The following is a 20,975-nucleotide window of genomic DNA, read 5'->3' as shown; positions in this document are numbered from 1 at the left end:
GGGCGGCGCATCCAGGCAGAAGATGCGGCCGCAGGCTTCGCAGCGGAAATGGGCGTGGGCGATGTGTTCGGCGGCGGGGCCGGTGGCGGAGTAGCGGAAGACCCGGGAGGCATCGGTGGCCTTGGCCGCCAGGCCGGCGGAGACCAGCCAGTCCAGGGCCCGGTAGAGGGTGACCCGGTCGCCGGCCAGGGGACCCAGGGCCTTTTCCACCTCCAGGTGGGTCAGGGGCCCGGCGGCGCCCCGCAGCAGGGCCAGCACCTGGACCCGGGCCGGCGTCACCCGGGCGCCGGCGGCGCGGATGGCGGCGGCCGCCAGGAGGGCGGGTGCGGCGGCGGAATCGGTCATGGCGTCAGGCGCCCGAGGTGCACGGGCGCGGCGGGAATTGGCGGGAGGGCCATTAGAGCACAACACTATTGCAACTGCAATTGTGTTGCACTTACTCCGCCGCCACCTCCTTGCCGGCCTTGCCCTTCACCGCCTCGAAACGGGCCAGGGTGCGTTGGCGGGCCAGATTGTGGTCCACCACCGGCGCCGGGTAGTCGCGGCCGATGATGACGCCAGCAGCCTGCTGCTCCAGGGGGGCCATGCGCCAGGGGGCGTGGATGTGCTTGTCCGGCACCCCCGCCAGCTCGGGCACGTAGCGGCGGATGAAGCGGCCCTGGGGATCGAATTTTTCCGACTGGGTGATTGGGTTGAAGATGCGGAACCAGGGCTGGGCGTCGCAGCCGGTGGAGGCGGCCCATTGCCAGCCGCCGTTGTTGGCGGAGAGGTCGAAGTCCAGCAGCAGGTCGGCAAAATGCCCTTCCCCCAGGCGCCAGTCCAGGCCCAGGTCCTTGGTCAGGAAGGAGGCCACCACCATGCGCAGCCGGTTGTGCATCCAGCCGGTCTGGGCCAGCTGGCGCATGGCCGCATCCACCAGGGGATAGCCGGTACGGCCCTCCCGCCAGGCCGCCAGCAGGGCGGGGGCCTCGTCCCACAGCACCCGGTCGAACTCGGGCTTGAAGCAGCCGTCCGGCAGTTGGGGGAAACGGTCCAGCACCATGAAATAGAAGTCGCGCCAGATCAGCTCCGAAAGCCAGGTGGCGGCGCCGGGGCCGCCGCTGCGCCAGGTCTCGCCCGCCAGCTGGCGGATGGAGAGGCAGCCGAAGCGCAGATAGACGGAGAGGTAGGAGACGCCCTTCACCGCCGGAAAATCCCGCTGCTCGGCATAGCGCTCCAGGCGCTGGCGGAAGTCCTGCCAGCGGGCGGCGCCGCCGGCCATGCCGGGCACGACGCCGATGCGCTCAAGGTCCGTCGGCAAAAAGCCGATATCTGCCAGTGAAGGCACCCCGCCGCCGTCCGGGGGCGGGGCCAGGTGCCCGCTGTAGCGATCCACCGGATAGGGACGGACATGAAAATCCTCCAGTTTCCTCAGCCAGCAGTTCTTGTAGGGCGTGAACACGGTGTAGGGCGTACCGCCCTTGGTCAGGACCTCGTCGCCGTCGAAGACGGCCTGGTCCTTGAACAGGTGCAGGGCGATGCCGTCCCGCTTCAGGTCGGCGGCCACCGCCGCGTCCCGGGCCTTGGCCCGGGGCTCGTAGTCCCGATTGGCGAACACCGCCGCCACGCCCAGCTGGCGCGCCAGGGCGGCAATTTCCGCGGCCGCCGGGCCGTGGCGCACCATGAGGCCGCCGCCCTTGGCCTGGAGGGCCACATGGAGTTCCGCCAGGGATTCCCGGATGAACTCGACCCGCCGGTCGCTGCGCCCGGGCAGGGCCTCCAGGATGTCGCTGTCGAAGACGAAGGCGCACCACACCCGGCGCGCCGACTTCAGTGCATGGTAGAGGGCGGCGTGGTCGTAATCGCGTAGATCACGGCGGAACCAGACAAGGGCGGATTCAAGCATAATGGCAATCGATTCAGGCGCGGCGGGGCAGTGCCGCCCCCACAGGGAAGGGGCTTCCGGGTTCGACGGCCGGAAGGTGCGCCAGATGTTAGCTCTAAATACTCCAGTCGGCGAAGAGGCGTGCGACAGACACGCCTGATCTCAGGAAGGGATCAATGGAAGCGCAAGGACTCGATTTCACCTACGACCCCGAAAGTCGTAGCCTGGTCGCCAGCTTCACTCCGGAAGCGGGAGTGGCGCCCCCCACGATAGACGTCCCCTGGCTGGAAGAACGCATCGCCGAGCTCGGCCACGGCGCCCTGCGGCGCAATGCGGCCGCCCTCGGCGTGCTCGCCGACAGCATCAAGGGCGCCCGCCCGGTGGCGGCCCTGGCAGTGGCCGAGGCGGTGGACGCCAAGGCCGAGGTCAGCGTCGCCGGCGACAAGATGGCCGCCTTCCTCAGCATCACCCCGCCCCAGGGCGGCGCCCCCATCGACGACGCCGCCATCCGCCGGGCCCTGGCCCAGCAGGGCGTCACCACCGGCATCCGGGAGTCCGCCATCGCCCAGGCCCTGGCCCTGGGCCAGGCCGACAACCTGCTCATCGCCGAGGGCCGGGCCCCGGTCCACGGCGAGGACGGGCGCATCGAGGTGCTGGTGCCGGAAAGCCGCAGCCGGGTGCCCCAGGTCAACGAGAAGGGCCTCATGGATTACCGCAACCTGGGGGAAATCCTCACGGTACACGCCGGCCAGGCCGTCATGCAGCGCATTCCCGCCACCCCCGGCACCCCGGGGGAAACCGTTTCCGGGGCCGTGATCCCGGCCCTGGCGGGCAAGGAGACCATGTTCTCCCCCAACCTCTCCGGCGTCGCCCCGGACCCGGCGGACCCCAACAAGTTGGCCGCCGCCATCACCGGCCAGCCGGTGCGCACCCGGGAAGGGGTGATCGTCGAGCCCACCTACACGGTGAATGAAGTCACCATCAATTCGGGCAACATCGACTTCGACGGCGCCGTCACGGTCAAGGGTGACGTCCAGGCCGGCATGACCATCCGCGCCAGCGGCGACATCGAGATCGGCGGCACGGTGGAGGCGGCGGTCATCGTCGCCGGCGGCGACATCGTCATCAAGGGCGGCGCCATCGGCGCCGGCGGCCGCAAGGACGCCCAGGGCAACGAAATCCCCTCCTACATCCAGTGCGGCGGCAGCTTCACCGCCACCTACGTACAGCAGGCCAAGGTGGAGGCGGGCGACAGCATCTTCATCGACGACGTGGCCATGCAGAGCAATCTCATCGCCATCAACCAGATCGTCGTCGGCCACAAGCAGCGGGGCCACATCATCGGCGGCCGGGCCCAGGCCACCCTGCTGGTGAAGGCCAAGGTGATCGGCTCCGGCGCCCACATCGGCACGCGCATCGACATCGGCCTGGACCCCAAGCTGCGGGCCCAGCAGCAGCGCCTGGTGCTGCACCGGCAGCAGGTGGAGGAGCAGCTGGCCCAGGTGGTCAAGCTGCTGGAGCTGGCGGCCAAGCTGCCGGAACGGGTGCCGCCGGAGACCCTGAAGCGGGCCCGCATCACCCGGGAATCCCTGCTGCGCACCCTGACCCGCCTGGGGGAGGAGGAAACCCTGCTGCAGGAACAGCTGCGCCTGGCCCAGAACGCCAAGGTCATCGCCGAGCAGGCGGTGTACGAGGGCATGGAGGTCCATTGCGGCCTGCTGCACTACACCCTGGTGGGAGACAAGGCCCACGGGCTGCAGGTGCGGGTGGCGGAAGGGGCCCTGGAGGCCGACCAACTGGCCCGGGGCAAGAGCTGAGCAGGACGCCCATGCCGGGACCTGTTCCGGGGTAAAATCCGCCCTGCCATGGACAGCGTCAATCTCACCGACCACTTCCTCATCGCCATGCCGGCGATGGACGATCCCTATTTTTCCCGCGCCCTCGTCTACGTCTGCGAGCACAACGACCAGGGCGCCCTCGGCATCGTCGTCAACAAGCCCCTGGACATGCCCCTGCAGGACCTTTTCGAGAAGGTGGACATCCCCCTCGACGCCGCCGGCCTGAACAACCTGCCGGTGTATTTCGGCGGCCCGGTGCAGACCGACCGGGGCTTCGTCCTGCACCGGCCGGTGGGCCAGTGGCAATCCACCCTGGCGGTCAATGACGAGGTGGGCCTCACCAGCTCCCGGGACATCCTGGTGGCCATGGGCCGGCAGGGCCAGCCCAGCGAAGTGCTGGTGACCCTGGGCTACGCCGGCTGGGGCGCCGGCCAGCTGGAAAGCGAACTGGCCCAGAACGGCTGGCTCACCGTGCGCGCCGATCCCTCCATCGTCTTCTCCCTGCCGCCGGAAGAACGCCTGGCCGCCGCCATGCTCGCCCTGGGCATCGACTTCGCCCATCTGGCCGAGGACGCCGGGCATGCCTGAGGCTGCCGTCGGCTCCCCTTCCGCTCCGACCGGCACGGTCCTGGCCTTCGACTTCGGCGAGAAGCGCATCGGCGTCGCCGTCGGCGAGCCCCAGGTCAAGCACGCCCATCCCCTGACGGTGATCCACGCCCAGTCCAACCAGGAGCGTTTCGCCGCCATCGCCGCCCTCATCGCAGAATGGCGCCCCGCCTTGCTGGTGGTCGGCCTGCCGGTCAGTCTGGACGGCAATCCCCACGGCATGACGGCCCGCTGCACCCGCTTCGCCAACCAGCTGAAGGGCCGCTTCGCCCTGCCGGTGGCCTTCGCCGACGAACGCCTGACCTCCCTCGACGCCAACGAGCGCCTGCGGGAAACCGGCCACAACGCCAAATCCGCCAAGCAGCACCTGGACGCGGTGGCGGCCCAACTCATTCTGCAAGCCTATTTCGACACTTCCGACCCTTTCTCCGAACCTGCCGCCCATGCCTGAAGCCATTCCCACCCAGCTCCCCGACGCAGAACTGCAGCTCGCCAGCCTGGCCGAGCAACTGCGCCCCCACCTCACTCCCGACACCGCCCTGGTGGGCATCTACTCCGGCGGCGCCTGGGTCGCCGAGCGTCTCAAGCAGCTGCTCGACATTCGCGAGGAAGTGGGCCAGATCGACGTCTCCTTCTACCGCGACGACTTCGCCGAGAAGGGCCTGCATCCCCAGGTGCGCCCCAGCCACATCCCCTTCGAGGTGGAAGGCCGGCCCCTGATCCTGGTGGACGACGTGCTGTACACCGGCCGCACCACCCGGGCCGCCATCAACGAGCTGTTCGACTACGGCCGCCCGGCCCGGGTCGAACTGGCGGTGCTGGCCGACCGGGGCGAGCGGGAGCTGCCCATCGAGCCCGGCTACTGCGTCTGGGAAGTGGACCTGGAAGAAGGTGAAGAATTGATCCTGGGCCGGGAGGAATCCGGCCGCCTGTTCTGGAAAATGGGGAGGAACGACCGTGGCTGAGATGCTCACCCAGAGCCGTCTGAATCCGCAGCTCGACGCCGAGGGCAAGCTGCAGCACCTGCTGTCCACCGAGGGCCTGCCCCTGCCGGTGATCACCCAGATCCTGGACACCGCCGAGAGCTTCCTCGAGGTCTCGGACCGGGACGTGAAGAAGGTGCCCCTGCTGCGCGGCAAGAGCGTCTTCAACCTCTTCTTCGAGAACTCCACCCGCACCCGCACCACCTTCGAGATCGCCGCCAAGCGCCTCTCGGCGGACGTCATCAACCTGGACGTGTCCCGCTCCTCCACGGCCAAGGGCGAGACCCTGCTCGATACCATCGACAATCTCTGCTCCATGCACGCCGACATGTTCGTGGTGCGCCACGCCACCTCCGGCGCCCCCTTCCTCATCGCCGAGCACTTGAAGCGCATCGGCCGGGACGACATCCACGTGGTGAACGCCGGCGACGGCCGCCATGCCCACCCCACCCAGGGGCTGCTGGACATGTACACCATCCGCCACTACAAGAAGGATTTTTCCAACCTGACGGTGGCCATCGTCGGCGACATCCTCCATTCCCGGGTCGCCCGCTCCGACCTGCATGCCCTGCGCACCCTGGGCTGCGGCGAGATCCGCGCCATCGCGCCGAAGACCCTGCTGCCCGGCTACCTGGAAAACCTGGGGGTGAAGGTCTTCCACGACATGAACGAAGGCCTCAAGGACTGCGACGTGGTGATCATGCTGCGCCTGCAGAACGAACGCATGAACGGGGCCCTGCTGCCCTCCGCCGGCGAGTACTTCAAGCGCTACGGCCTGACGCCGGAGAAGCTGGCCCTGGCCAAGCCCGACGCCATCGTCATGCACCCGGGCCCCATGAACCGGGGCGTGGAAATCGACTCGTCCGTGGCCGACGGGCCCCAGGCGGTGATCCTCAACCAGGTCACTTTCGGCATCGCCGTGCGCATGGCGGTGATGGGCATCCTCGCGGGGAACTGAACACCATGAACATCAGCATCAAGAACGGCCGCCTCATCGACCCCAAGAACGGCATCGACACCCGCCAGGATCTCTTCATCGCCGACGGCCGCATCGCCGCCGTCGGCCAGGCCCCCGCCGGCTTCGTCCCGGAGCGGGAAATCGACGCCGCCGGCTACGTGGTCTGCCCCGGCCTGATCGACCTTTCCGCCCGCCTGCCGAGCCTGGAGGCGGAGCTGGCCTGTGCCGCCGCCAACGGCATCACCACCGTGGTCTGCCCGCCGGACACCCGGCCGGTACTGGACGAACCGAGCCTGGTGGAACGCCTGATCCAGCGCGCCGAAGCCCTGGGCCTGGCCCGGGTGCTGCCCCTGGGCGCCCTCACCAAGGGCCTGCAGGGCCAGACCCTGGCCAGCATGGCCGGCCTCGCCAGCGCCGGCTGCGTCGCCTTCTCCCAGGCCAGCCAGCCCGTCACCGACCTGCAGTCCCTGTACCGGGCCATGCAGTACGCCGCCACCTACGACTTCGCCGTCTGGCTGCGACCCCAGGATTACCAGCTGGCCAAGGACGGCGTCGCCCACGACGGCGAAATGGCCGCCCGCCTGGGCCTGGCCGGCATCCCCGTGGCCGCCGAGACGGTGGCCATCGCCACCCTGATCGAACTGGCCAAGAGCACCGGCGTGCGCCTGCACCTGATGCGCCTCTCCTCCGCCGCCGGCGTCGCCATGGTGCGCGAGGCCAAGGCCCGGGGCGTCGCCGTCAGCTGTGACGTGGCCGCCCATCACCTGCACCTGGCGGAAGAGGACATCGGCTACTTCAATGCCCAGGCCCGCTTCGACCCGCCCCTGCGCTCCGTGGCGGACCGGGCCGCCCTGCGCTTCGGCCTGGCCGAAGGCGTGATCCAGGCGGTCTGTTCCGACCACACGCCGATGGAGGCGGACGGCAAGCAGGTGCCCTTCGGCGAGGCGGAAGTGGGGGCCCGGGGCCTGGAACTGCTGCTGCCCCTGGTGCTGGCCTGGGCCCGGGAGGACGGACTGTCCCTGGGCACGGCCCTGGCCCGGGTCACCAGCGACGCCGCCGCCGTCATCGGCCGCAGCGACCTGGGCCACCTGGCCGTGGGTGCCGTGGCCGACGTCTGCGTCTTCGACGCCGAGACGGAATGGACCATCACTCCGGACGCCTTTACCAGCGTGGGCCGCAACAGCCCCCTGGCTGGACGCACCATGAGCGGCCGCATCCAGGCCGTGGTGGCCGGCGGCCGGCTGCTCTAGCCACTCTGCGGCAGGCGGGCGCCGCAATGGCCGTCCCGCCTGCCTCTCCGGGCAGGTCCCTGCCCGGCTCCCATTCCCGCTCTAGCAGCACTCCAGTTCGGCCCGCTGCAGCAATTGCAGCCCTTCCGCATCGCCGAATTTCTCGAACAGTTCCTCGATGTAGTAGGTATTGGAACAGACCAGGTAGAGCAGGTCCTCCGTCGGCTCGCCGCTGTAGTAGCCCAGCGGGATCTTGGCGACGAAGTATTCCCAGTACTTGTTGGTGCGCTCCGGCCCCTCGTAGTGGTGCAGCACCCGGGCCACCACCGCACAGGCGTTGTGCCAGCAGTCGATGCCCTCGAAGGAAACGTAACGGTCCGCCGCGGCGGCTGCTTGTTCTGACATGGCCCATCCTCCCCTGATTGCAATGATTGACGGCCCATTCTGGGGAGCCCGGCGCGGGGCGGACAAGGGCCCCTGCACCAACGGCAGGCTTCTTGCATGAACGACATCATTCCTGCACGAACGACGGAAAGCCGACATGGAAAGCCTGGAATACCTGCTGCAGAAGATGGACCCCGGCGTGGTCATGCTGGACCGGGAGGGCCGCATCCGCCAGCTCAATCCCGCCGCCCGCCAGTTGCTGCAACGCTACCATCCGGCCCTGGAGGGCCGCGCCGTGGTGGACCTGCACCCGGAGCCGAGCCGGCGCAAGATCGCCTGGCTGCTGCAGGAGGCCGCCGCGGGCGATACCCCGGTGCCGGTGACCATGACCATCAACACCCCCGACCGGCCCCTGCTGCTCAGCATCAGCCGCCTGGAAAGCAGCGACGGCGCTGGCGAAGCCGCCGCCGGCTTCTGCCTGCTCCTCTACGACTACCGGGGTCTTACCGCCCTGCCCCAGGCCGCGGCGGAAGAAGGGCGCCTGGCCAAGCTGCCGGTGCTGCTGCAGGGGGGCACCGCCCTGGTGGACCCGGCGGAGGTGGTGCACCTGCAGGCCGAGGGCCATTACGCCCGGCTGTACACCGCCCGGGAATCCTTCCTCTGCCATCTCAGCCTGGCCCAGCTGGAGCGGCGCCTGGACCCGGAACAGTTCCTGCGCATCCACCGCCGCCACCTCATTGCCGTGGCCCACGCCGCCCGCCTGGAGCGCCAGGAGGGACGGCCCTCGGTGGTGATGGCCACCTTTCCCGCCAGCCGTCTGCCCATCGGCCGCAGCCGGGCCGCGGCCGTGGCGGCCCGCCTCGGCTGGTAGCCGCCTGCCCTACAACAGGGAATCGGAGAAGGAAAAAGTCAGGCGTCGGGCAGCAGGCGCTGCACCGCGTCGGCCGGCGGCTCGGCCACTTCCACCACCTTGCGCCGGGAGGTCTGGCCGCTCTTCAGGCTGACGGCGCTCTTGGGCAGGTCGAGGCGGTCGGCGACGAAGGCCAGCAGGGCCGCGTTGGCCTTGCCGTCCACCGGCGGCGCCGCCAGGCGGATCTTCAGGGCGTCGCCGTGGAGGCCGCAGACCTCCGTCTTCTTCGCCCCGGGCTGGATGTGCAGGGTGAGGAGCAGGCGGCCGTCGCCGCCGCGCTGGTGGAACATCAGAAGAGCAGGGGCATGAGGGCGGCCTTGGCGTAGGCCAGCAGCATCAGCAGCACCTGGGCCAGGACGATGGCCACCAGGGGCGACAGGTCCACGTTGGCGATGGGCGGCACGATGCGGCGCAGGGGCTTGAGCAGCGGGGCGGTGAGGGCGTGGATGGGGCCGGCCAGGGGCGTATGGGGATTGACCCAGGAAATCACCGCCTGCACCAGCATGAGGACGATGGCCGCCATCACCGCCATGTGCAGCAGTTCGAAGAAGCCCATGGCCAGGGCCGCCGTGACCAGGGCGCCGGCGCCGAGGGCGGCGCCGCCCTTGACCGCCAGCATGGCCGCCTTGACCGCGGCCTGCAGCAGCCAGGCCGGCACCAGGCTGGCGAAGTCCAGGCCGAAGAGGCCGGGAATCGCCCGGCGCAGGGGCAGCACCACCCAGTTGGTGGTCTGCAGCACGAAGTGGCCCAGGGGGTTCTTGAAGGAAACCCGGCGCCACTGCATGACGAAGCGCAGCAGCAGCAGATAGCCGAAGAAACTGGCGACCACGTCGAGCAGGAAATTGAGGATGTCGAGCAGCATGGTGGGTATCCGTTCGGTTAGGGGCTATGGAAGCGTGGCTCAGTCGGCGCCGAGCTGCTGGCCCAGTTCCACGCCCCGGGCTTCGGCCGCCTTGACGCCGGCGATGATGCCGGCCTTGACCCCGGCCGTTTCCATCACCGCCAGGGCGGCGGCGGTGGTGCCGCCCTTGGAGGTGACCCGCTCCCGCAGCACGCTGGCCGGGTCCGGCGACTGGGCCGCCAGCTGGGCGGCGCCGAGCACGGTTTCGATGGCCAGGCGGCGGGCCTGCTCGTCGTCGAAGCCCAGGTCCTTGCCGGCCTGCTGCAGGGCCTCGATGAAGAGGAAGACGTAGGCCGGGCCGCTGCCGGAAACGGCGGTGACCGCATCCATCTGGGACTCGTCGGCGAACCACACGGCGCTGCCGACGGCCTCCAGCACGCGCTGGGCGGCGGCGCGGCCGGCGGCGTCCACTTCCGGCAGGGCGTAGAGGCCGGTGACGCCGGCGCCGATCAGGGCCGGGGTATTGGGCATGGTGCGCACCAGACGGCGGTGGCCGCCCAGCCAGCGGGAGAGGGAGGCCAGGTTGAGGCCGGCGGCGATGCTCACCACCAGCTGATCCTTGAGATGGGGGCCGATGGGGGCGATGGCCTCCTTCATGCTCTGGGGCTTCACCGCCAGGACGATGACGTCGCACTCCCAGGCCGCCGCCTCGGCGCCGGCAAAGGTGCGCACGCCGTAGGCCGCTTCCAGCTTGCTGCGGTTGTCGGCGTTGAGCTCCACCACGGCGATGTCGCCGGCGGCGAAGCCCTTGTTCACCAGGCCGCCGATGAGGGCATTGGCCATGTTGCCGCCGCCGAGGAAAGTGATCTTCATGGGGAAAGTCCTTCTAGGTCTTGGAGTAATCGCGGGCACCGAAAATGGCGGTGCCGACGCGGACAATGGTGGCGCCTTCGGCCACGGCGGCCTCCAGGTCGTGGGACATGCCCATGGACAGGGTGTCCAGGGCCAGGCCCTCGGCCCGCAGCTGTTCGTAGAACTGGCGCAGGCGGCGGCAGGGCTCGCGCTGGGCCGCTTCGTCTTCTGCCGGCGCCGGGATGGCCATCAGGCCGCGCAGGGTCAGGTTGGGCAGTGCCGCCACGGCCCGGCACAGCTCGGCCGCCTGGTCCAGGTCGCAACCGCTCTTGCTGGCTTCGCCGGAGATATTCACCTGGACGCACACCTGCAGCGGTGGCAGATCGGCCGGCCGCTGCTCGGAGAGGCGCTGGGCGATCTTCAGCCGGTCGATGCTGTGCACCCAGTCGAAGCGTTCGGCCACGGGCCGGGTCTTGTTGCTCTGCAGGGGGCCGATGAAATGCCATTCCAGGTCGCTGTGCCCTGCGGCCCGCAGCTGGTCGATCTTGTCGCAGCCTTCCTGCACGTAGTTCTCGCCGAAGGCCCGCTGGCCGGCAGCGGCCGCCTCGACCACGCACTCCGCCGGCCAGGTCTTGGCCACGGCCAGCAGCGAGACCGCGGACGGATCCCGGCCGCAGGCGCGGGCAGCGGCGTCGATGCGGGCTTTGACAGCTTGCAGGTTGGCGAAAATAGGCGTCATAATCGGGCGCTAAAACATGGGCAATCGTGGCGCGAAAGTATAGCACCGCCGGGCCGGAGCGCCCGGCACCGGCCCGGCGCCGCCGCCCTGCTCCAGTGCGCGCCGGGCGCCCCGTTTAGCTCCCATTCACTCCCGTTTTCCGCCTCCAAGGACCGTTGATGGACATCACCGAACTGCTCGCCTTCGGCGTCAAGAACAAGGCCTCCGACCTGCACCTCTCCGCCGGCCTGCCGCCCATGATCCGGGTCCACGGCGACGTGCGCCGCATCAACCTGCCGGCCATGGAGCACAAGGACGTGCACGCCATGGTGTACGACATCATGAACGACGGCCAGCGCAAGACCTACGAAGAAAACCTGGAGTGCGACTTCTCATTCGAAGTGCCCAACCTGGCCCGCTTCCGGGTCAATGCCTTCGTCCAGCACCGGGGCGCCGGCGCCGTCTTCCGGACCATTCCCTCCAAGGTGCTGAGCCTGGAGGACCTCAACGCGCCGAAGATCTTCAAGGAGATTTCCGAATTCCCCCGGGGCATCGTGCTGGTCACCGGCCCCACCGGTTCCGGTAAGTCCACCACCCTGGCGGCCATGGTGAACCACATCAACGAAAACGATTACGGCCACATCCTGACCGTGGAAGACCCCATCGAATTCGTGCACGAAGCCAAGAAGTGCCTCATCAACCAGCGGGAAGTGGGTCCCCACACCCTGTCCTTCAACAACGCCCTGCGCTCGGCCCTGCGGGAAGACCCGGACGTGATCCTGGTGGGCGAAATGCGCGACCTGGAAACCATCCGCCTGGCCATGACGGCGGCGGAAACGGGCCACCTGGTGTTCGGCACCCTGCACACCTCCTCCGCCGCCAAGACGGTGGACCGGATCATCGACGTCTTCCCCGCGGCGGAGAAGGAAATGATCCGGGCCATGCTCTCCGAATCCCTGCGCGCCGTCATTTCCCAGACCCTGCTGAAGACCAAGGACGGCAATGGCCGGGTGGCAGCCCACGAGATCATGATCGGCACCCCGGCCATCCGCAACCTGATCCGGGAAGCCAAGATCGCCCAGATGTATTCGGCCATCCAGACCGGCCAGCAGTTCGGCATGCAGACCCTGGACCAGAACCTCACCGACCTGGTGCGGCGCAACGTCATTTCGCCGGCGGAAGCCCGCACCAAGGCGGTCAACAAGGACATGTTCGGCGGCTAGGCGCCGGGGAAGAATTATGGAAAGAGATCAGGCACTCAAATTCATCCAGGACCTGCTGCGCCTCATGGTGCAGAAGAAGGGCTCGGACCTTTTCATCACCGCCGGCTTCCCCCCCGCCATCAAGGTGGACGGCAAGATGACCCCGGTCTCCAACCAGGCCCTGACGCCCCAGCACACGGCGGAACTGGCCCGCTCCATCATGAACGACCGGCAGGCGGCGGAATTCGAATCCACCAAGGAGTGCAACTTCGCCATCTCCCCCGCCGGCATCGGCCGCTTCCGGGTCAATGCCTTCGTCCAGCAAGGCCGCATCGGCGTCATCTGCCGCACCATCAACACCACCATTCCCCGTTTCGAAGACCTGGGCCTGCCGCCGGTGCTGAAGGACGTGGCCATGACCAAACGGGGCCTGGTGCTGTTCGTCGGCGGCACCGGCTCCGGCAAGTCCACCTCCCTGGCGGCCATGATCGGCTACCGCAACGAAAACTCCTACGGCCACATCATCACCATCGAGGACCCGGTGGAGTACGTGCATGAGCACAAGAACTGCATCGTCACCCAGCGCGAGGTGGGCGTCGATACGGACTCCTGGGAAATGGCCCTGAAGAACACCCTGCGCCAGGCGCCGGACGTGATCCTGATCGGCGAAATCCGCGACCGGGAGACCATGGAGCACGCCGTGGCCTTCGCCGAGACCGGCCACCTGGCCATGGGCACCCTGCACGCCAACTCCACCAACCAGGCCCTCGACCGGATCATCAACTTCTTCCCGGAAGAGCGGCGCCAGCAGCTGCTGATGGACCTCTCCCTCAACCTGCGCGGCATCGTCTCCCAGCGCCTCATCCCTCTCAAGGACGGCAAGGGCCGGGCGGCGGCCATCGAGGTCATGCTCAACTCGCCCCTGATCTCCGACCTGATCTTCAAGGGCGAGGTCACCGAGATCAAGGAGATCATGAAGAAGTCCCGGGAGCTGGGCATGCAGACCTTCGACCAGTCCCTCTTCGACCTCTACGAGGCCGGCCGCATCAGCTACGAGGACGCCCTGCGCAACGCCGACTCGGTGAACGACCTGCGCCTGCAGATCAAGCTGCACGGCAAGGAATCGAAGGACCGGGACCTGGCAGCCGGCATCGGCCACCTGGACATCGTCTGATACGGGCGCAGCCCCAAAGAAAAACGGCGGAAATCTCCGCCGTTTTTTATTGCCTGCGCCCACCGTGGCGGCGCAGCGCAATGCTTACTCCCCGGACTCCTCCTCGCCCGGCTTCTTGCGCCGGTTGAAGCCGGCCACCATCTTGAACTGGTACAGGCGGCATTCCAGGGCCCCGTTGTAGAGGGGCGTCTTCTTGCCCGGCTTGAGGCCGACGCCCTTGGGCAGGGCCGGGTCGGCGGTGAGGAAGTAGCAGGTCCAGCCGGCGTACTTCTGCTTGAGGGCGGTGCCCAGCTGGGGATAGAAGGCCAGCAGGTTGTCCAGCTCCTCCAGCCGCTCGCCGTAGGGCGGGTTGCAGATCATGAGGCCGGCTTCGGGCGGCGGCGCCGTCTCCAGGATGTCGCCCACGGCCAGATCGACGGCCGGCAGCAGGCCGGCCCGGTCCAGGTTGGCCAGGGCCGAGCGGTAGGCGCTGGGGGACACGTCGCGGCCGAACAGGGTCGGCTTGCCGGCGGGCCTGCGCTCGCCCTGCACGGCGGCGTTCTTGAGACGCTGCCACAGCTGGGCGTCGAAGCCCTTGAGGTTCTCGAAGGCGAAGCTGCGGCGGGCGCCGGGAGCGATGTTGCAGACCTGCTGGGCCGCCTCCAGGAGGAAAGTGCCGCTGCCGCACATGGGGTCCAGCAGCACGGTGCCCGGCTGCCAGCCGGCCAGACGCAGGATGCCGGCGGCCAGGTTCTCCTTCAGCGGTGCCTCCACCGTCTTCTGCCGGTAGCCCCGCTGGTAGAGGGGGGCGCCGGTGGTGTCCAGGTACAGGGTGCAGTCCTCGGCGGTGAGGAAGGCGTGGATGCGCACTTCCGGTTCCCGGGTATCGACGCTGGGGCGCTCGCCGCACTGGTCGCGGAAGACGTCGCAGACCGCGTCCTTGATGCGCAGGGTGATGAACTCCAGGCTCTTCAGGGGCGACTTGATGGCGGTGACGTACACCCGGATGGTGCGGCTGACGTCGAAATGGCGGGGCCAGTCGATCTTGCTCGCCTGCTTGTAGATGTCCTCCTCCTTCAGGTACTTGCCGAAGGAGAGCTGCAGCATGAGCCGGGTGGCGATGCGGGAGTTGAGGTTGGTGCGGTACACCGTCTCCCAGGTGCCGCGGCAGGCGACGCCGCTGGCGACGATGCGGATGTCGCTGGCGCCGGCGGCGGTGAGGTCTTCCGCCAGCAGGGCTTCCAGACCCCGGGGACAGGTTGCGAAGAGTTTGAACATGGAAGCAGCTTTCAGAAGGGTTTGAGGACGACCAGGAAGACCACGACGAAGAGGATCAGCACCGGCAGCTCGTTGAACCAGCGGAACCAGACGTGGCTGCGCCGGTTGGTACCGGCGGCGAACTGCTTGAGCAGGGTGCCGCAATAGGCGTGGTAGCCGATCAGCACCAGCACCAGGGTCAGCTTGGCGTGGAGCCAGCCGCCGGCAAAGCCGTAGCCGAGCCACAGCCAGGTGCCGAAGACCAGGGCCAGCACGCCCAGGGGGGTCATGAAGCGGAACAGCTTGCGCGCCATGAGCAGCAGGCGCTCCCGCTCCGCCGTGCTGTCCGCCGGCACCATGGCCAGATTGACGAAGATGCGCGGCAGGTAGAAGAGGCCGGCGAACCAGCTGGCGACGAGAATGATGTGCAGGGCCTTGAGGATCAGCATGGGGTTTTCTCCGAGAGGGCGGCGGCAATGCCGTCATCCACGTGGGGGTAAAGCAGGTGGTAGCGCAGTTCTTCCTTCAGGCGCCGGTTGGCCAGGCGCCGGGACTCGCTCATGAAGGACAGCTGCAGGGGCGACAGTACGGCAGCCGCCTCGGCCCGGCTCAGGCGCGCCGGCCGGGGCAGGCCGAAGGCATCCGCCACCCGGTCGAAATACTCGCCCATCTTCAGGCAGGAATCGTCGCTGGCGTTGTAGCAGCGGTTGGCCCGACCCCGCACCAGGGCTGCCGCCGCCAGACCGGCCAGGTCGGCGGCGTGGATATGGTTGGTGAACACGTCGTCGGCCTCCACCAGGGCCGGGGTGCCCGCCTGCAGCCGCGCCAGGGGCAGGCGGTCGGCGGCGTAGATGCCGGGGGCGCGCAGGATGCTGACCCGCACCCCGTTGTCGCGGCCCCAGCGGCGCAGGGCCTGTTCGGCGTCCAGGCGCCGCTGGCCCCGGGGGCTGCGGGGGCGCGGCGGGGCGGTTTCGTCGGTGGCGGCCCCGGCCCGGTCCCCATATACCCCTGTCGTACTGATATAGGTGAGGGCCTGTGGTAGACTTTTCCGTGACTTATTTCCGCCTGCCGCCTTGCCCAGAGCGGCCAGCAAGTGCCGCGTGCGGGTATCCCGCAGGCCCCGGTCGGGCGGAGGAGCCAGGTGCAGGACCTGATCGAACACGCCGGCCAGGCGCCCCAGGGTGGACGGCCGGTCCAGGTCGCCAGCCAGCGGCACGGCGCCGGCCTGCCGCCAGCGCTGGTGCTGGGCCGGGTCCCGCAACAGGGCGAAAACGCGATAGCGCCGGAGGAGTTGGGGCAGGGCGCGCCAGGCCACATCGCCGCAACCGACAATCAATAATCTTTGCACCGCGGCATTTTAGCCGGTTCGGTGCCTTTGGAAGTCGAAAAAGGGGAACCATGAGCTTTTCCGTCACCATCGAACCCGGCCAGCACCATTTCGCGGCCGAATCCGACGAGACCATTCTGGAAGCCGCCCTGCGCCAGGGCCTGACCATGCCCTACGGCTGCCGCGACGGCGCCTGCGGCGCCTGCAAGGGCAAGGTGCTGTGCGGCGAGGTGGACCACGGCAAGTCCCAGCCCCACGCCCTCACCGAGGCCGACAAGGCCGCCGGCCTGACCCTCTTCTGCTGCGCCAAGGCCAAGACCGACCTGACCCTGGAATGCCGGGAAGTGCGTTCCGCCAGCGACATCCCGGTGAAGACCCTGCCCTCCCGCGTCGAAAAGATGGAGAAGGTGGCCGCCGACGTCATGGTGCTGCACCTGCGCCTGCCCGCCACCGAGCGCTTCCAGTTCCTCACCGGCCAGTACGTGGACATCCTGCTCAAGGACGGCAAGCGGCGCAGCTTCTCCCTGGCCAATGCGCCCCACGACGATGCCTTCCTGCAGCTGCACATCCGCCTGGTGCCCGGCGGCCTGTTCACCGAACACGTCTTCAACGGCATGAAGGAGCGGGACATCCTGCGCCTCAACGGTCCCCACGGCAGCTTCTTCCTGCGCGAGGATTCGGACAAGCCCATGATCCTGCTGGCCGGCGGCACCGGCTTCGCCCCCATCAAGGCCATCGTCGAGCACGCCCTGTACACCCAGAGCAAGCGGCCCATGGTCATCTACTGGGGCAACCGCAACAAGGCCGGCCTCTACATGGACGAGCTGCCCGCCCGCTGGGCCGCCGAACACAGCCACATCACCTATGTGCCGGTGCTTTCCGAGCCGGCCGCCACGGACGGCTGGAACGGCCGTACCGGCCTGGTGCACGAGGCCGTGATGCAGGACTTCCCGGACCTTTCCGGCCACCAGGTGTACGTCTGCGGCGCCCCGGTCATGGTGGAGGCGGCCAAGCGGGACTTCACCGGCCGCTGCGGCCTGCCCGAGGCCGAGTTCTTCGCCGATTCCTTCACTTTCTCATCCTGATTTCCAGCCCCAGGAGGCGTCATGCCCGCCGAGGTCTTCATCACCCGCCAGCCCCTGGTCAACCGCCAGAGCAAGATCATCGCCACCCGGCTGCGTCTTTCCTTCCCGGCCGGGGTGGATCCCATGCCGGCCGCCGCCGAAGGACTGGGCGCCCTGGCCGACGTCTGGCCCCAGGGGGAGAAGTCGGTCTTCGTCAGCAGCGGCGCGCCCCTCTCGCCGGAACTGCTGAACTGGGAAATCCCCGCCAACGCCACTTTGGAGGTCCATCCCTTCGCCCTCACCACCGGCGACGGCACCCTCCTGGGCGAGTTGAAGAACCGCAATCCTTCCCTCTGTCTGGATTTCGGCGAGGATGCCGGTGAAGCCCTGGCCAGCGGCCTGCACTTCCGCTTCATCGGTTTTGACGTGGATGCCTATACCCCGGCCCAGATGGCTGCCCTGGTGGCCAAGACCCAGCAGGTGGGCATTCCCGTCGCCTTCAACGCCGATACTCCGCAGGAATTCCAGGCCTGCATGGATGCGGGCGTCTCCGCCGCTGCCGGCTGGTTCTTCAAGAACCTGACGGCGCCGGCCGGCAAGACCCTCAACCCCAGCCATGCCCACATCGTGCGGGTGCTCAACCTGGTGCGCAACAACGAGGACACGGGCAAGATTGAAGCGGCCCTGAAGCAGGACGTGGCCCTCTCCTACAAGCTGCTGCGCTACATCAACTCGGTGGGCTTCGGCCTCTCCTGCGAGATCCAGTCCTTCAAGCACGCCGTCACCATCCTCGGCTACGAGAAGCTCAACAAGTGGCTCTCCCTGCTGCTGGTGACCGCCTCCAAGGACCCCATGGCCCCGGCCCTGATGCACACCGCCCTGACCCGGGCCCGCCTCATGGAGGCCCTGGGCCACGGCGTGGTGGACAAGTCCGAGTACGACAACCTGTTCATCACCGGCGCCTTCTCCCTGCTCGACCACATGCTGGGCGTGCCCATGGAGCAGGTGCTGGAAGCCATGCACCTGCCCGAACCCATCAGCGAGGCCCTGCTCGGCCGCGGCGGCCTCTACGGCCCCTTCCTCGACATCGCCCTGGCCTGCGAGGACGGCGACGGCAGCCGCCTGATCCAGCAGGCCGGCCTGCTGGGCCTCTCCGCCGCCCAGATCAACAAGGCCCAGCTGGAAGCCCTGAGCTTCGCCGACAAGATGGAATAAGGGCTTGCCGGCCTAGGCCGGCAAGCCCTGCGTCATCCGTCCCTATTTCCCTCCCCGACTCAGGCGGCGCCGACCTCCGCCTCGTCCGGCTGCCGCCGGCAATAGGCCAGGCAATCCGCCTCCGCCAGGGGCGGGCTGTAGTAATAGCCCTGGAAGACATGGCAGCCCAGATTGGCCAGGGCCTGCTTCTGCGCCGCCGTCTCGACGAATTCGGCGACGATGGCGATGTCCCGCGCCTGGCCCAGGGCCGCGATGGCCCGGATGATGTCGCCATTGGTGGCGCTGTGCAACACATCCCGGGTCAGGGAACCGTCGATCTTGATGACGTCGATGGTGAAGCGCCGCAGGTGCAGCAGGGAAGTGTGGCCCATGCCGAAGTCGTCCATGGCCAGCTTGAAGCCCATGCGCCCCAGGGCCTGGATGTTGCTGTCGATCACCGGGTCGTCGGGCATGACCTGGGATTCGGTGATTTCGATTTCAATCTCCGCCGGCTGCACCGGCGTCTCGGCCATGAGGCGGGCGATGCGCTCCGCGAAATCGCCGTGGGCCAACTGCAGGGGCGACACATTGATGGCCAGGCTCAAGCCGGCAAAGCCGCTCTGGTTGAGACGCGCCTTGAAGGCCAGGGCCTGGCGGAAGACCCAGAGGCCCAGTTCGTTGATCAGCCGCCCCTCCTCCGCCAGGATCACCGCCATGGCCGGGGAGACGGAGGGGTGGGGCGCCTGGGGCCAGCGCACCAGGGCCTCGAAGCCGAGCAGGCGGTCCCGGCAGTCATGCTTGGGCTGATAGTGCAGCAACAGCCGGCCATGGCGCACATCCTCCCGCAGCAGGCCCAGCACCCGCCGGCTGATGCTGCCCACTTCGTCCAGGCGCAGGATGGTGGATGTCTTGCTCGGCCGGTTGCCCAGCACCACTTCCGCCGCCCGCCGGAAGAGCCGGTCTTCCCGCGCCAGGCGCCGGGCCTCCGCCCGCCGCACGAAGGGCCAGTAAATGCCGATGCTGAGCAGCAGCCCCAGCGCCTGCAGCAATACGCCCTTGATGGAACCGGTCAGCAGCCAGCCGGAGAGGAAGGGCGGAGTGGTCCACGGAATGCTGACCGGCAGCAGCTGCAGCCAGCCGGAACTGACGGCGGCCACGGCCAGCAGGGCCAGCAGCACCGGCGTCACGACGAAGGGCAGCAGGTAGAGGGGCGACAGCACCACGGGCAGGCCGAACAGCACCATTTCATTGATGTTGAACATGGCCGGCAGGGTCGCCACCCGGGCCACCTTGAGCAGGGAGCCGCTGCGCGACTGCAGGTAGATGGCCACCAGCAGGCCCAGGGTGGCGCCCGACCCGCCCATCAGGACAAAGGCGTCGAAGAGGGAGCGATTCACCAGGTAGCCGCCGGGCAGGTTCGGCACGGCGACGAAGAGATCGAGGCCGAAGGTGTCCAGGATGTGGCCGCCGTGGATGCCGACGAACCAGAACAGCTGGTTCACCAGGGTGACGAAGGTGATGGCCAGATAGTGGCCGTGGGCGCTCTCCCGGGCGCCTGCGGCGACGCCGTCGAAGAGGGCCTGGGGTGTCGGCAGGGCGGCCAGGAAGCTGGCCACGGCCAGCACGATCAGGCCGGACACGGCGGTCGGCACGCTCAGGCGCAGGGCATTGTGCACCGCCAGGTCCGCATCCCGGGTGACGCTGATGAGGGTCAGCCAGGAGCGGCGGGCGGCCCAGCGCATGAACTCGGCGGAGAAGAGGCCGACGCCGATGCCCACCAGCATCAGGTCGTAGCCGAGGCCGCCGTGGTGCTGGAAGATGGCCAGGGTGGCGAGCATGAAATTGATCAGGCTCGACAGGCCCACCGCCATGATCGACGGCCCGTCGTCCAACGGCTGGCCGACAGGCAGACGCTGGCGCAGGTGGATGGCCACCACGACCGCCAGGGAGAGGCCGAAGACGCCGTGGGTGCCGCCGATGATGAGGTCGAGGATGCCGGAGAAGGCCTGGCCGCTTCCGCCCAGCAGGAATTGCTGGAAGGCGGGCAGGGGAAAGTTGCGCGCCAGCACCGCCAGCACTCCGAACAGGGTCAGGGGAATCAGGGAGACGAAGGCGTCCCTGATCGAATAGATCCAGATTCTCGCGCGGCGCGACAGCTGCGATGTCATTCGGCCCCCGGGTGCCCGTTATTGGTACTGCTCGGTTCTTGTGTAGTCGGCCTCGGGCAATGCGGGAGGCTACATACAGGCGATGCCGCCAGCCCCTGCTGGTTGTGTTGGAATGGGGCCGCGGCCGGCGACAGACGGGGCCCATGGTTGCCGTGGCCCGGCCAAGCGCAGGCGTCATTATTACAAAGTCGTACCCATTTTTACATTGATGTCGTCATCGCGATGGCGGGCGGACAAAAGAAAAGGGCGCCGGATCGCAGGATCGGGCGCCCTCGTGCAACGGGCCATTCGCGGCTGCCCCGGGGCAGCCCAGCGCTTACTTCTTGGCGGGTTCGGCAGGCTTCACTTCAGGCTTGGCGGCCTCGGCCTTTTCAGCCTTCTCGCCGGCCTGCTCGGCCTTCTTCTCCACCTTCTTGTGGCCGTGCTT

The 20,975-nt window shown here is 68.3% G+C and carries 22 protein-coding genes; 11 read left to right on the top strand and 11 right to left on the bottom strand.

Features of this window, described 5'->3' with window-relative positions; genetic code table 11:
* Together AC1RTA_RS13725 and AC1RTA_RS13720 are read right to left on the bottom strand one after the other, a co-directional pair.
* Positions 1-345: Fur family transcriptional regulator (locus AC1RTA_RS13725; RefSeq protein ID WP_492785009.1), on the bottom strand; the 345-nt coding region annotated here is incomplete at its 3' end.
* A gap of 91 nt (positions 346-436) precedes the next feature.
* Positions 437-1,885, bottom strand: coding sequence for a cryptochrome/photolyase family protein (locus AC1RTA_RS13720; RefSeq protein ID WP_492785008.1), 1,449 nt, complete (start codon positions 1,883-1,885; stop codon positions 437-439).
* Between the two features lie 155 nt (positions 1,886-2,040).
* On the opposite strand from AC1RTA_RS13720, the gene AC1RTA_RS13715 reads away from it, so the two are divergent.
* Genes AC1RTA_RS13715 through AC1RTA_RS13690 form a run of 6 tightly spaced genes read left to right on the top strand, consistent with a single transcriptional unit; the run spans position 2,041 to position 7,499 of the window.
* Entirely contained in the window at positions 2,041-3,681 is a 1,641-nt protein-coding gene (locus tag AC1RTA_RS13715) for a flagellar assembly protein A (RefSeq protein ID WP_014235703.1), read from the top strand.
* 48 nt (positions 3,682-3,729) lie between these two features.
* Positions 3,730-4,290, top strand: coding sequence for a YqgE/AlgH family protein (locus tag AC1RTA_RS13710; RefSeq protein ID WP_014235704.1), 561 nt, complete (start codon positions 3,730-3,732; stop codon positions 4,288-4,290).
* Complete coding sequence (ruvX, locus tag AC1RTA_RS13705; RefSeq protein ID WP_014235705.1) at positions 4,283-4,759, top strand: Holliday junction resolvase RuvX; 477 nt, start codon at positions 4,283-4,285, stop codon at positions 4,757-4,759. The genes AC1RTA_RS13710 and ruvX overlap by 8 nt, the downstream gene beginning before the upstream one ends.
* A complete protein-coding gene (gene pyrR, locus AC1RTA_RS13700; RefSeq protein ID WP_014235706.1) occupies positions 4,752-5,273 on the top strand; it encodes a bifunctional pyr operon transcriptional regulator/uracil phosphoribosyltransferase PyrR in 522 nt (173 codons plus the stop codon). Before ruvX ends, pyrR begins: the two co-directional genes overlap by 8 nt.
* A gap of 1 nt (position 5,274) precedes the next feature.
* Entirely contained in the window at positions 5,275-6,249 is a 975-nt protein-coding gene (locus AC1RTA_RS13695) for an aspartate carbamoyltransferase catalytic subunit (RefSeq protein WP_130459938.1), read from the top strand.
* A gap of 5 nt (positions 6,250-6,254) precedes the next feature.
* Positions 6,255-7,499, top strand: a complete 1,245-nt coding sequence (locus AC1RTA_RS13690; protein WP_492785007.1) for a dihydroorotase — start codon at positions 6,255-6,257, stop codon at positions 7,497-7,499.
* Positions 7,500-7,580: 81 nt separating this feature from the next.
* Here the strand turns inward: AC1RTA_RS13690 and cowN are convergent, their stop codons facing one another.
* Positions 7,581-7,883 (bottom strand): N(2)-fixation sustaining protein CowN, encoded by a 303-nt coding sequence (cowN, locus tag AC1RTA_RS13685; RefSeq protein WP_492785006.1) that lies wholly within the window; start codon positions 7,881-7,883, stop codon positions 7,581-7,583.
* Between the two features lie 136 nt (positions 7,884-8,019).
* Between cowN and AC1RTA_RS13680 the strand changes: the two genes are divergently transcribed.
* Positions 8,020-8,733 carry a LytTR family transcriptional regulator DNA-binding domain-containing protein gene (locus AC1RTA_RS13680; RefSeq protein WP_014235710.1) on the top strand — a complete coding sequence of 238 codons (714 nt, stop codon included), beginning with the start codon at positions 8,020-8,022 and terminating at the stop codon, positions 8,731-8,733.
* Between the two features lie 38 nt (positions 8,734-8,771).
* On the opposite strand, the gene AC1RTA_RS13675 is transcribed toward AC1RTA_RS13680, so the two are convergent.
* From AC1RTA_RS13675 to AC1RTA_RS13660, 4 genes are read right to left on the bottom strand one after another with little or no spacing between them, the layout of a single operon-like run.
* Entirely contained in the window at positions 8,772-9,062 is a 291-nt protein-coding gene (locus AC1RTA_RS13675; RefSeq protein ID WP_152090054.1) for a DUF167 domain-containing protein, read from the bottom strand.
* Entirely contained in the window at positions 9,062-9,634 is a 573-nt protein-coding gene (locus tag AC1RTA_RS13670) for a YggT family protein (protein WP_492785005.1), read from the bottom strand. The genes AC1RTA_RS13675 and AC1RTA_RS13670 overlap by 1 nt, the downstream gene beginning before the upstream one ends.
* A 39-nt stretch (positions 9,635-9,673) precedes the next feature.
* Positions 9,674-10,486 carry a pyrroline-5-carboxylate reductase gene (gene proC, locus AC1RTA_RS13665; RefSeq protein WP_492785004.1) on the bottom strand — a complete coding sequence of 271 codons (813 nt, stop codon included), beginning with the start codon at positions 10,484-10,486 and terminating at the stop codon, positions 9,674-9,676.
* Between the two features lie 13 nt (positions 10,487-10,499).
* Positions 10,500-11,204: a YggS family pyridoxal phosphate-dependent enzyme gene (locus AC1RTA_RS13660; RefSeq protein WP_492785003.1), complete on the bottom strand. Its 705-nt coding sequence runs from the start codon at positions 11,202-11,204 to the stop codon at positions 10,500-10,502.
* A 158-nt stretch (positions 11,205-11,362) separates the two neighbouring features.
* On the opposite strand from AC1RTA_RS13660, the gene AC1RTA_RS13655 reads away from it, so the two are divergent.
* Complete coding sequence (locus tag AC1RTA_RS13655; protein ID WP_014235715.1) at positions 11,363-12,406, top strand: type IV pilus twitching motility protein PilT; 1,044 nt, start codon at positions 11,363-11,365, stop codon at positions 12,404-12,406.
* A 16-nt stretch (positions 12,407-12,422) separates the two neighbouring features.
* Positions 12,423-13,559, top strand: coding sequence for a PilT/PilU family type 4a pilus ATPase (locus AC1RTA_RS13650; protein ID WP_014235716.1), 1,137 nt, complete (start codon positions 12,423-12,425; stop codon positions 13,557-13,559).
* Between the two features lie 84 nt (positions 13,560-13,643).
* Here the strand turns inward: AC1RTA_RS13650 and AC1RTA_RS13645 are convergent, their stop codons facing one another.
* The 3 genes from AC1RTA_RS13645 to AC1RTA_RS13635 are packed head-to-tail and all read right to left on the bottom strand — an operon-like array spanning position 13,644 to position 16,143.
* The gene (locus AC1RTA_RS13645) at positions 13,644-14,816 is read right to left on the bottom strand and encodes a THUMP domain-containing class I SAM-dependent RNA methyltransferase (RefSeq protein WP_492785002.1); all 1,173 of its coding nucleotides are present in this window, start codon (positions 14,814-14,816) and stop codon (positions 13,644-13,646) included.
* Between the two features lie 11 nt (positions 14,817-14,827).
* A complete protein-coding gene (locus AC1RTA_RS13640) occupies positions 14,828-15,244 on the bottom strand; it encodes a CopD family protein (protein ID WP_014235718.1) in 417 nt (138 codons plus the stop codon).
* A complete protein-coding gene (locus AC1RTA_RS13635) occupies positions 15,238-16,143 on the bottom strand; it encodes an NAD-dependent epimerase/dehydratase family protein (RefSeq protein WP_130459758.1) in 906 nt (301 codons plus the stop codon). The genes AC1RTA_RS13640 and AC1RTA_RS13635 overlap by 7 nt, the downstream gene beginning before the upstream one ends.
* A gap of 50 nt (positions 16,144-16,193) precedes the next feature.
* On the opposite strand from AC1RTA_RS13635, the gene AC1RTA_RS13630 reads away from it, so the two are divergent.
* Positions 16,194-17,207 (top strand): CDP-6-deoxy-delta-3,4-glucoseen reductase, encoded by a 1,014-nt coding sequence (locus tag AC1RTA_RS13630; protein WP_287875390.1) that lies wholly within the window; start codon positions 16,194-16,196, stop codon positions 17,205-17,207.
* Between the two features lie 21 nt (positions 17,208-17,228).
* On the top strand, positions 17,229-18,401 hold the full coding sequence (locus tag AC1RTA_RS13625) for an EAL and HDOD domain-containing protein (protein ID WP_492785001.1): 1,173 nt from the start codon (positions 17,229-17,231) through the stop codon (positions 18,399-18,401).
* A gap of 59 nt (positions 18,402-18,460) precedes the next feature.
* On the opposite strand, the gene AC1RTA_RS13620 is transcribed toward AC1RTA_RS13625, so the two are convergent.
* The gene (locus AC1RTA_RS13620) at positions 18,461-20,548 is read right to left on the bottom strand and encodes an EAL domain-containing protein (protein WP_492785000.1); all 2,088 of its coding nucleotides are present in this window, start codon (positions 20,546-20,548) and stop codon (positions 18,461-18,463) included.
* Positions 20,549-20,975: the final 427 nt, after the last annotated feature.

It is taken from the genome of Azospira sp. MPR-E4, from assembly GCF_058809645.1.
The sequence above is the reverse complement of the archived record's forward strand: the minus strand, read 5'-3'. Positions and strand labels throughout refer to the sequence as shown.

Excerpts from the sequence above, each read along its gene's own strand:
- AC1RTA_RS13720 (WP_492785008.1), bottom strand. The coding sequence starts at position 1,885 with ATGCTTGAATCCGCCCTTGTCTGGTTCCGCCGTGATCTACGCGATTAC.
- AC1RTA_RS13715 (WP_014235703.1), top strand. The coding sequence starts at position 2,041 with ATGGAAGCGCAAGGACTCGATTTCACCTACGACCCCGAAAGTCGTAGC.
- AC1RTA_RS13710 (WP_014235704.1), top strand. The coding sequence starts at position 3,730 with ATGGACAGCGTCAATCTCACCGACCACTTCCTCATCGCCATGCCGGCG.
- ruvX (WP_014235705.1), top strand. The coding sequence starts at position 4,283 with ATGCCTGAGGCTGCCGTCGGCTCCCCTTCCGCTCCGACCGGCACGGTC.
- pyrR (WP_014235706.1), top strand. The coding sequence starts at position 4,752 with ATGCCTGAAGCCATTCCCACCCAGCTCCCCGACGCAGAACTGCAGCTC.
- AC1RTA_RS13695 (WP_130459938.1), top strand. The coding sequence starts at position 5,275 with ATGCTCACCCAGAGCCGTCTGAATCCGCAGCTCGACGCCGAGGGCAAG.
- AC1RTA_RS13690 (WP_492785007.1), top strand. The coding sequence starts at position 6,255 with ATGAACATCAGCATCAAGAACGGCCGCCTCATCGACCCCAAGAACGGC.
- cowN (WP_492785006.1), bottom strand. The coding sequence starts at position 7,883 with ATGTCAGAACAAGCAGCCGCCGCGGCGGACCGTTACGTTTCCTTCGAG.
- AC1RTA_RS13680 (WP_014235710.1), top strand. The coding sequence starts at position 8,020 with ATGGAAAGCCTGGAATACCTGCTGCAGAAGATGGACCCCGGCGTGGTC.
- AC1RTA_RS13675 (WP_152090054.1), bottom strand. The coding sequence starts at position 9,062 with ATGTTCCACCAGCGCGGCGGCGACGGCCGCCTGCTCCTCACCCTGCAC.
- AC1RTA_RS13670 (WP_492785005.1), bottom strand. The coding sequence starts at position 9,634 with ATGCTGCTCGACATCCTCAATTTCCTGCTCGACGTGGTCGCCAGTTTC.
- proC (WP_492785004.1), bottom strand. The coding sequence starts at position 10,486 with ATGAAGATCACTTTCCTCGGCGGCGGCAACATGGCCAATGCCCTCATC.
- AC1RTA_RS13660 (WP_492785003.1), bottom strand. The coding sequence starts at position 11,204 with ATGACGCCTATTTTCGCCAACCTGCAAGCTGTCAAAGCCCGCATCGAC.
- AC1RTA_RS13655 (WP_014235715.1), top strand. The coding sequence starts at position 11,363 with ATGGACATCACCGAACTGCTCGCCTTCGGCGTCAAGAACAAGGCCTCC.
- AC1RTA_RS13650 (WP_014235716.1), top strand. The coding sequence starts at position 12,423 with ATGGAAAGAGATCAGGCACTCAAATTCATCCAGGACCTGCTGCGCCTC.
- AC1RTA_RS13645 (WP_492785002.1), bottom strand. The coding sequence starts at position 14,816 with ATGTTCAAACTCTTCGCAACCTGTCCCCGGGGTCTGGAAGCCCTGCTG.
- AC1RTA_RS13640 (WP_014235718.1), bottom strand. The coding sequence starts at position 15,244 with ATGCTGATCCTCAAGGCCCTGCACATCATTCTCGTCGCCAGCTGGTTC.
- AC1RTA_RS13630 (WP_287875390.1), top strand. The coding sequence starts at position 16,194 with ATGAGCTTTTCCGTCACCATCGAACCCGGCCAGCACCATTTCGCGGCC.
- AC1RTA_RS13625 (WP_492785001.1), top strand. The coding sequence starts at position 17,229 with ATGCCCGCCGAGGTCTTCATCACCCGCCAGCCCCTGGTCAACCGCCAG.
- AC1RTA_RS13620 (WP_492785000.1), bottom strand. The coding sequence starts at position 20,548 with ATGACATCGCAGCTGTCGCGCCGCGCGAGAATCTGGATCTATTCGATC.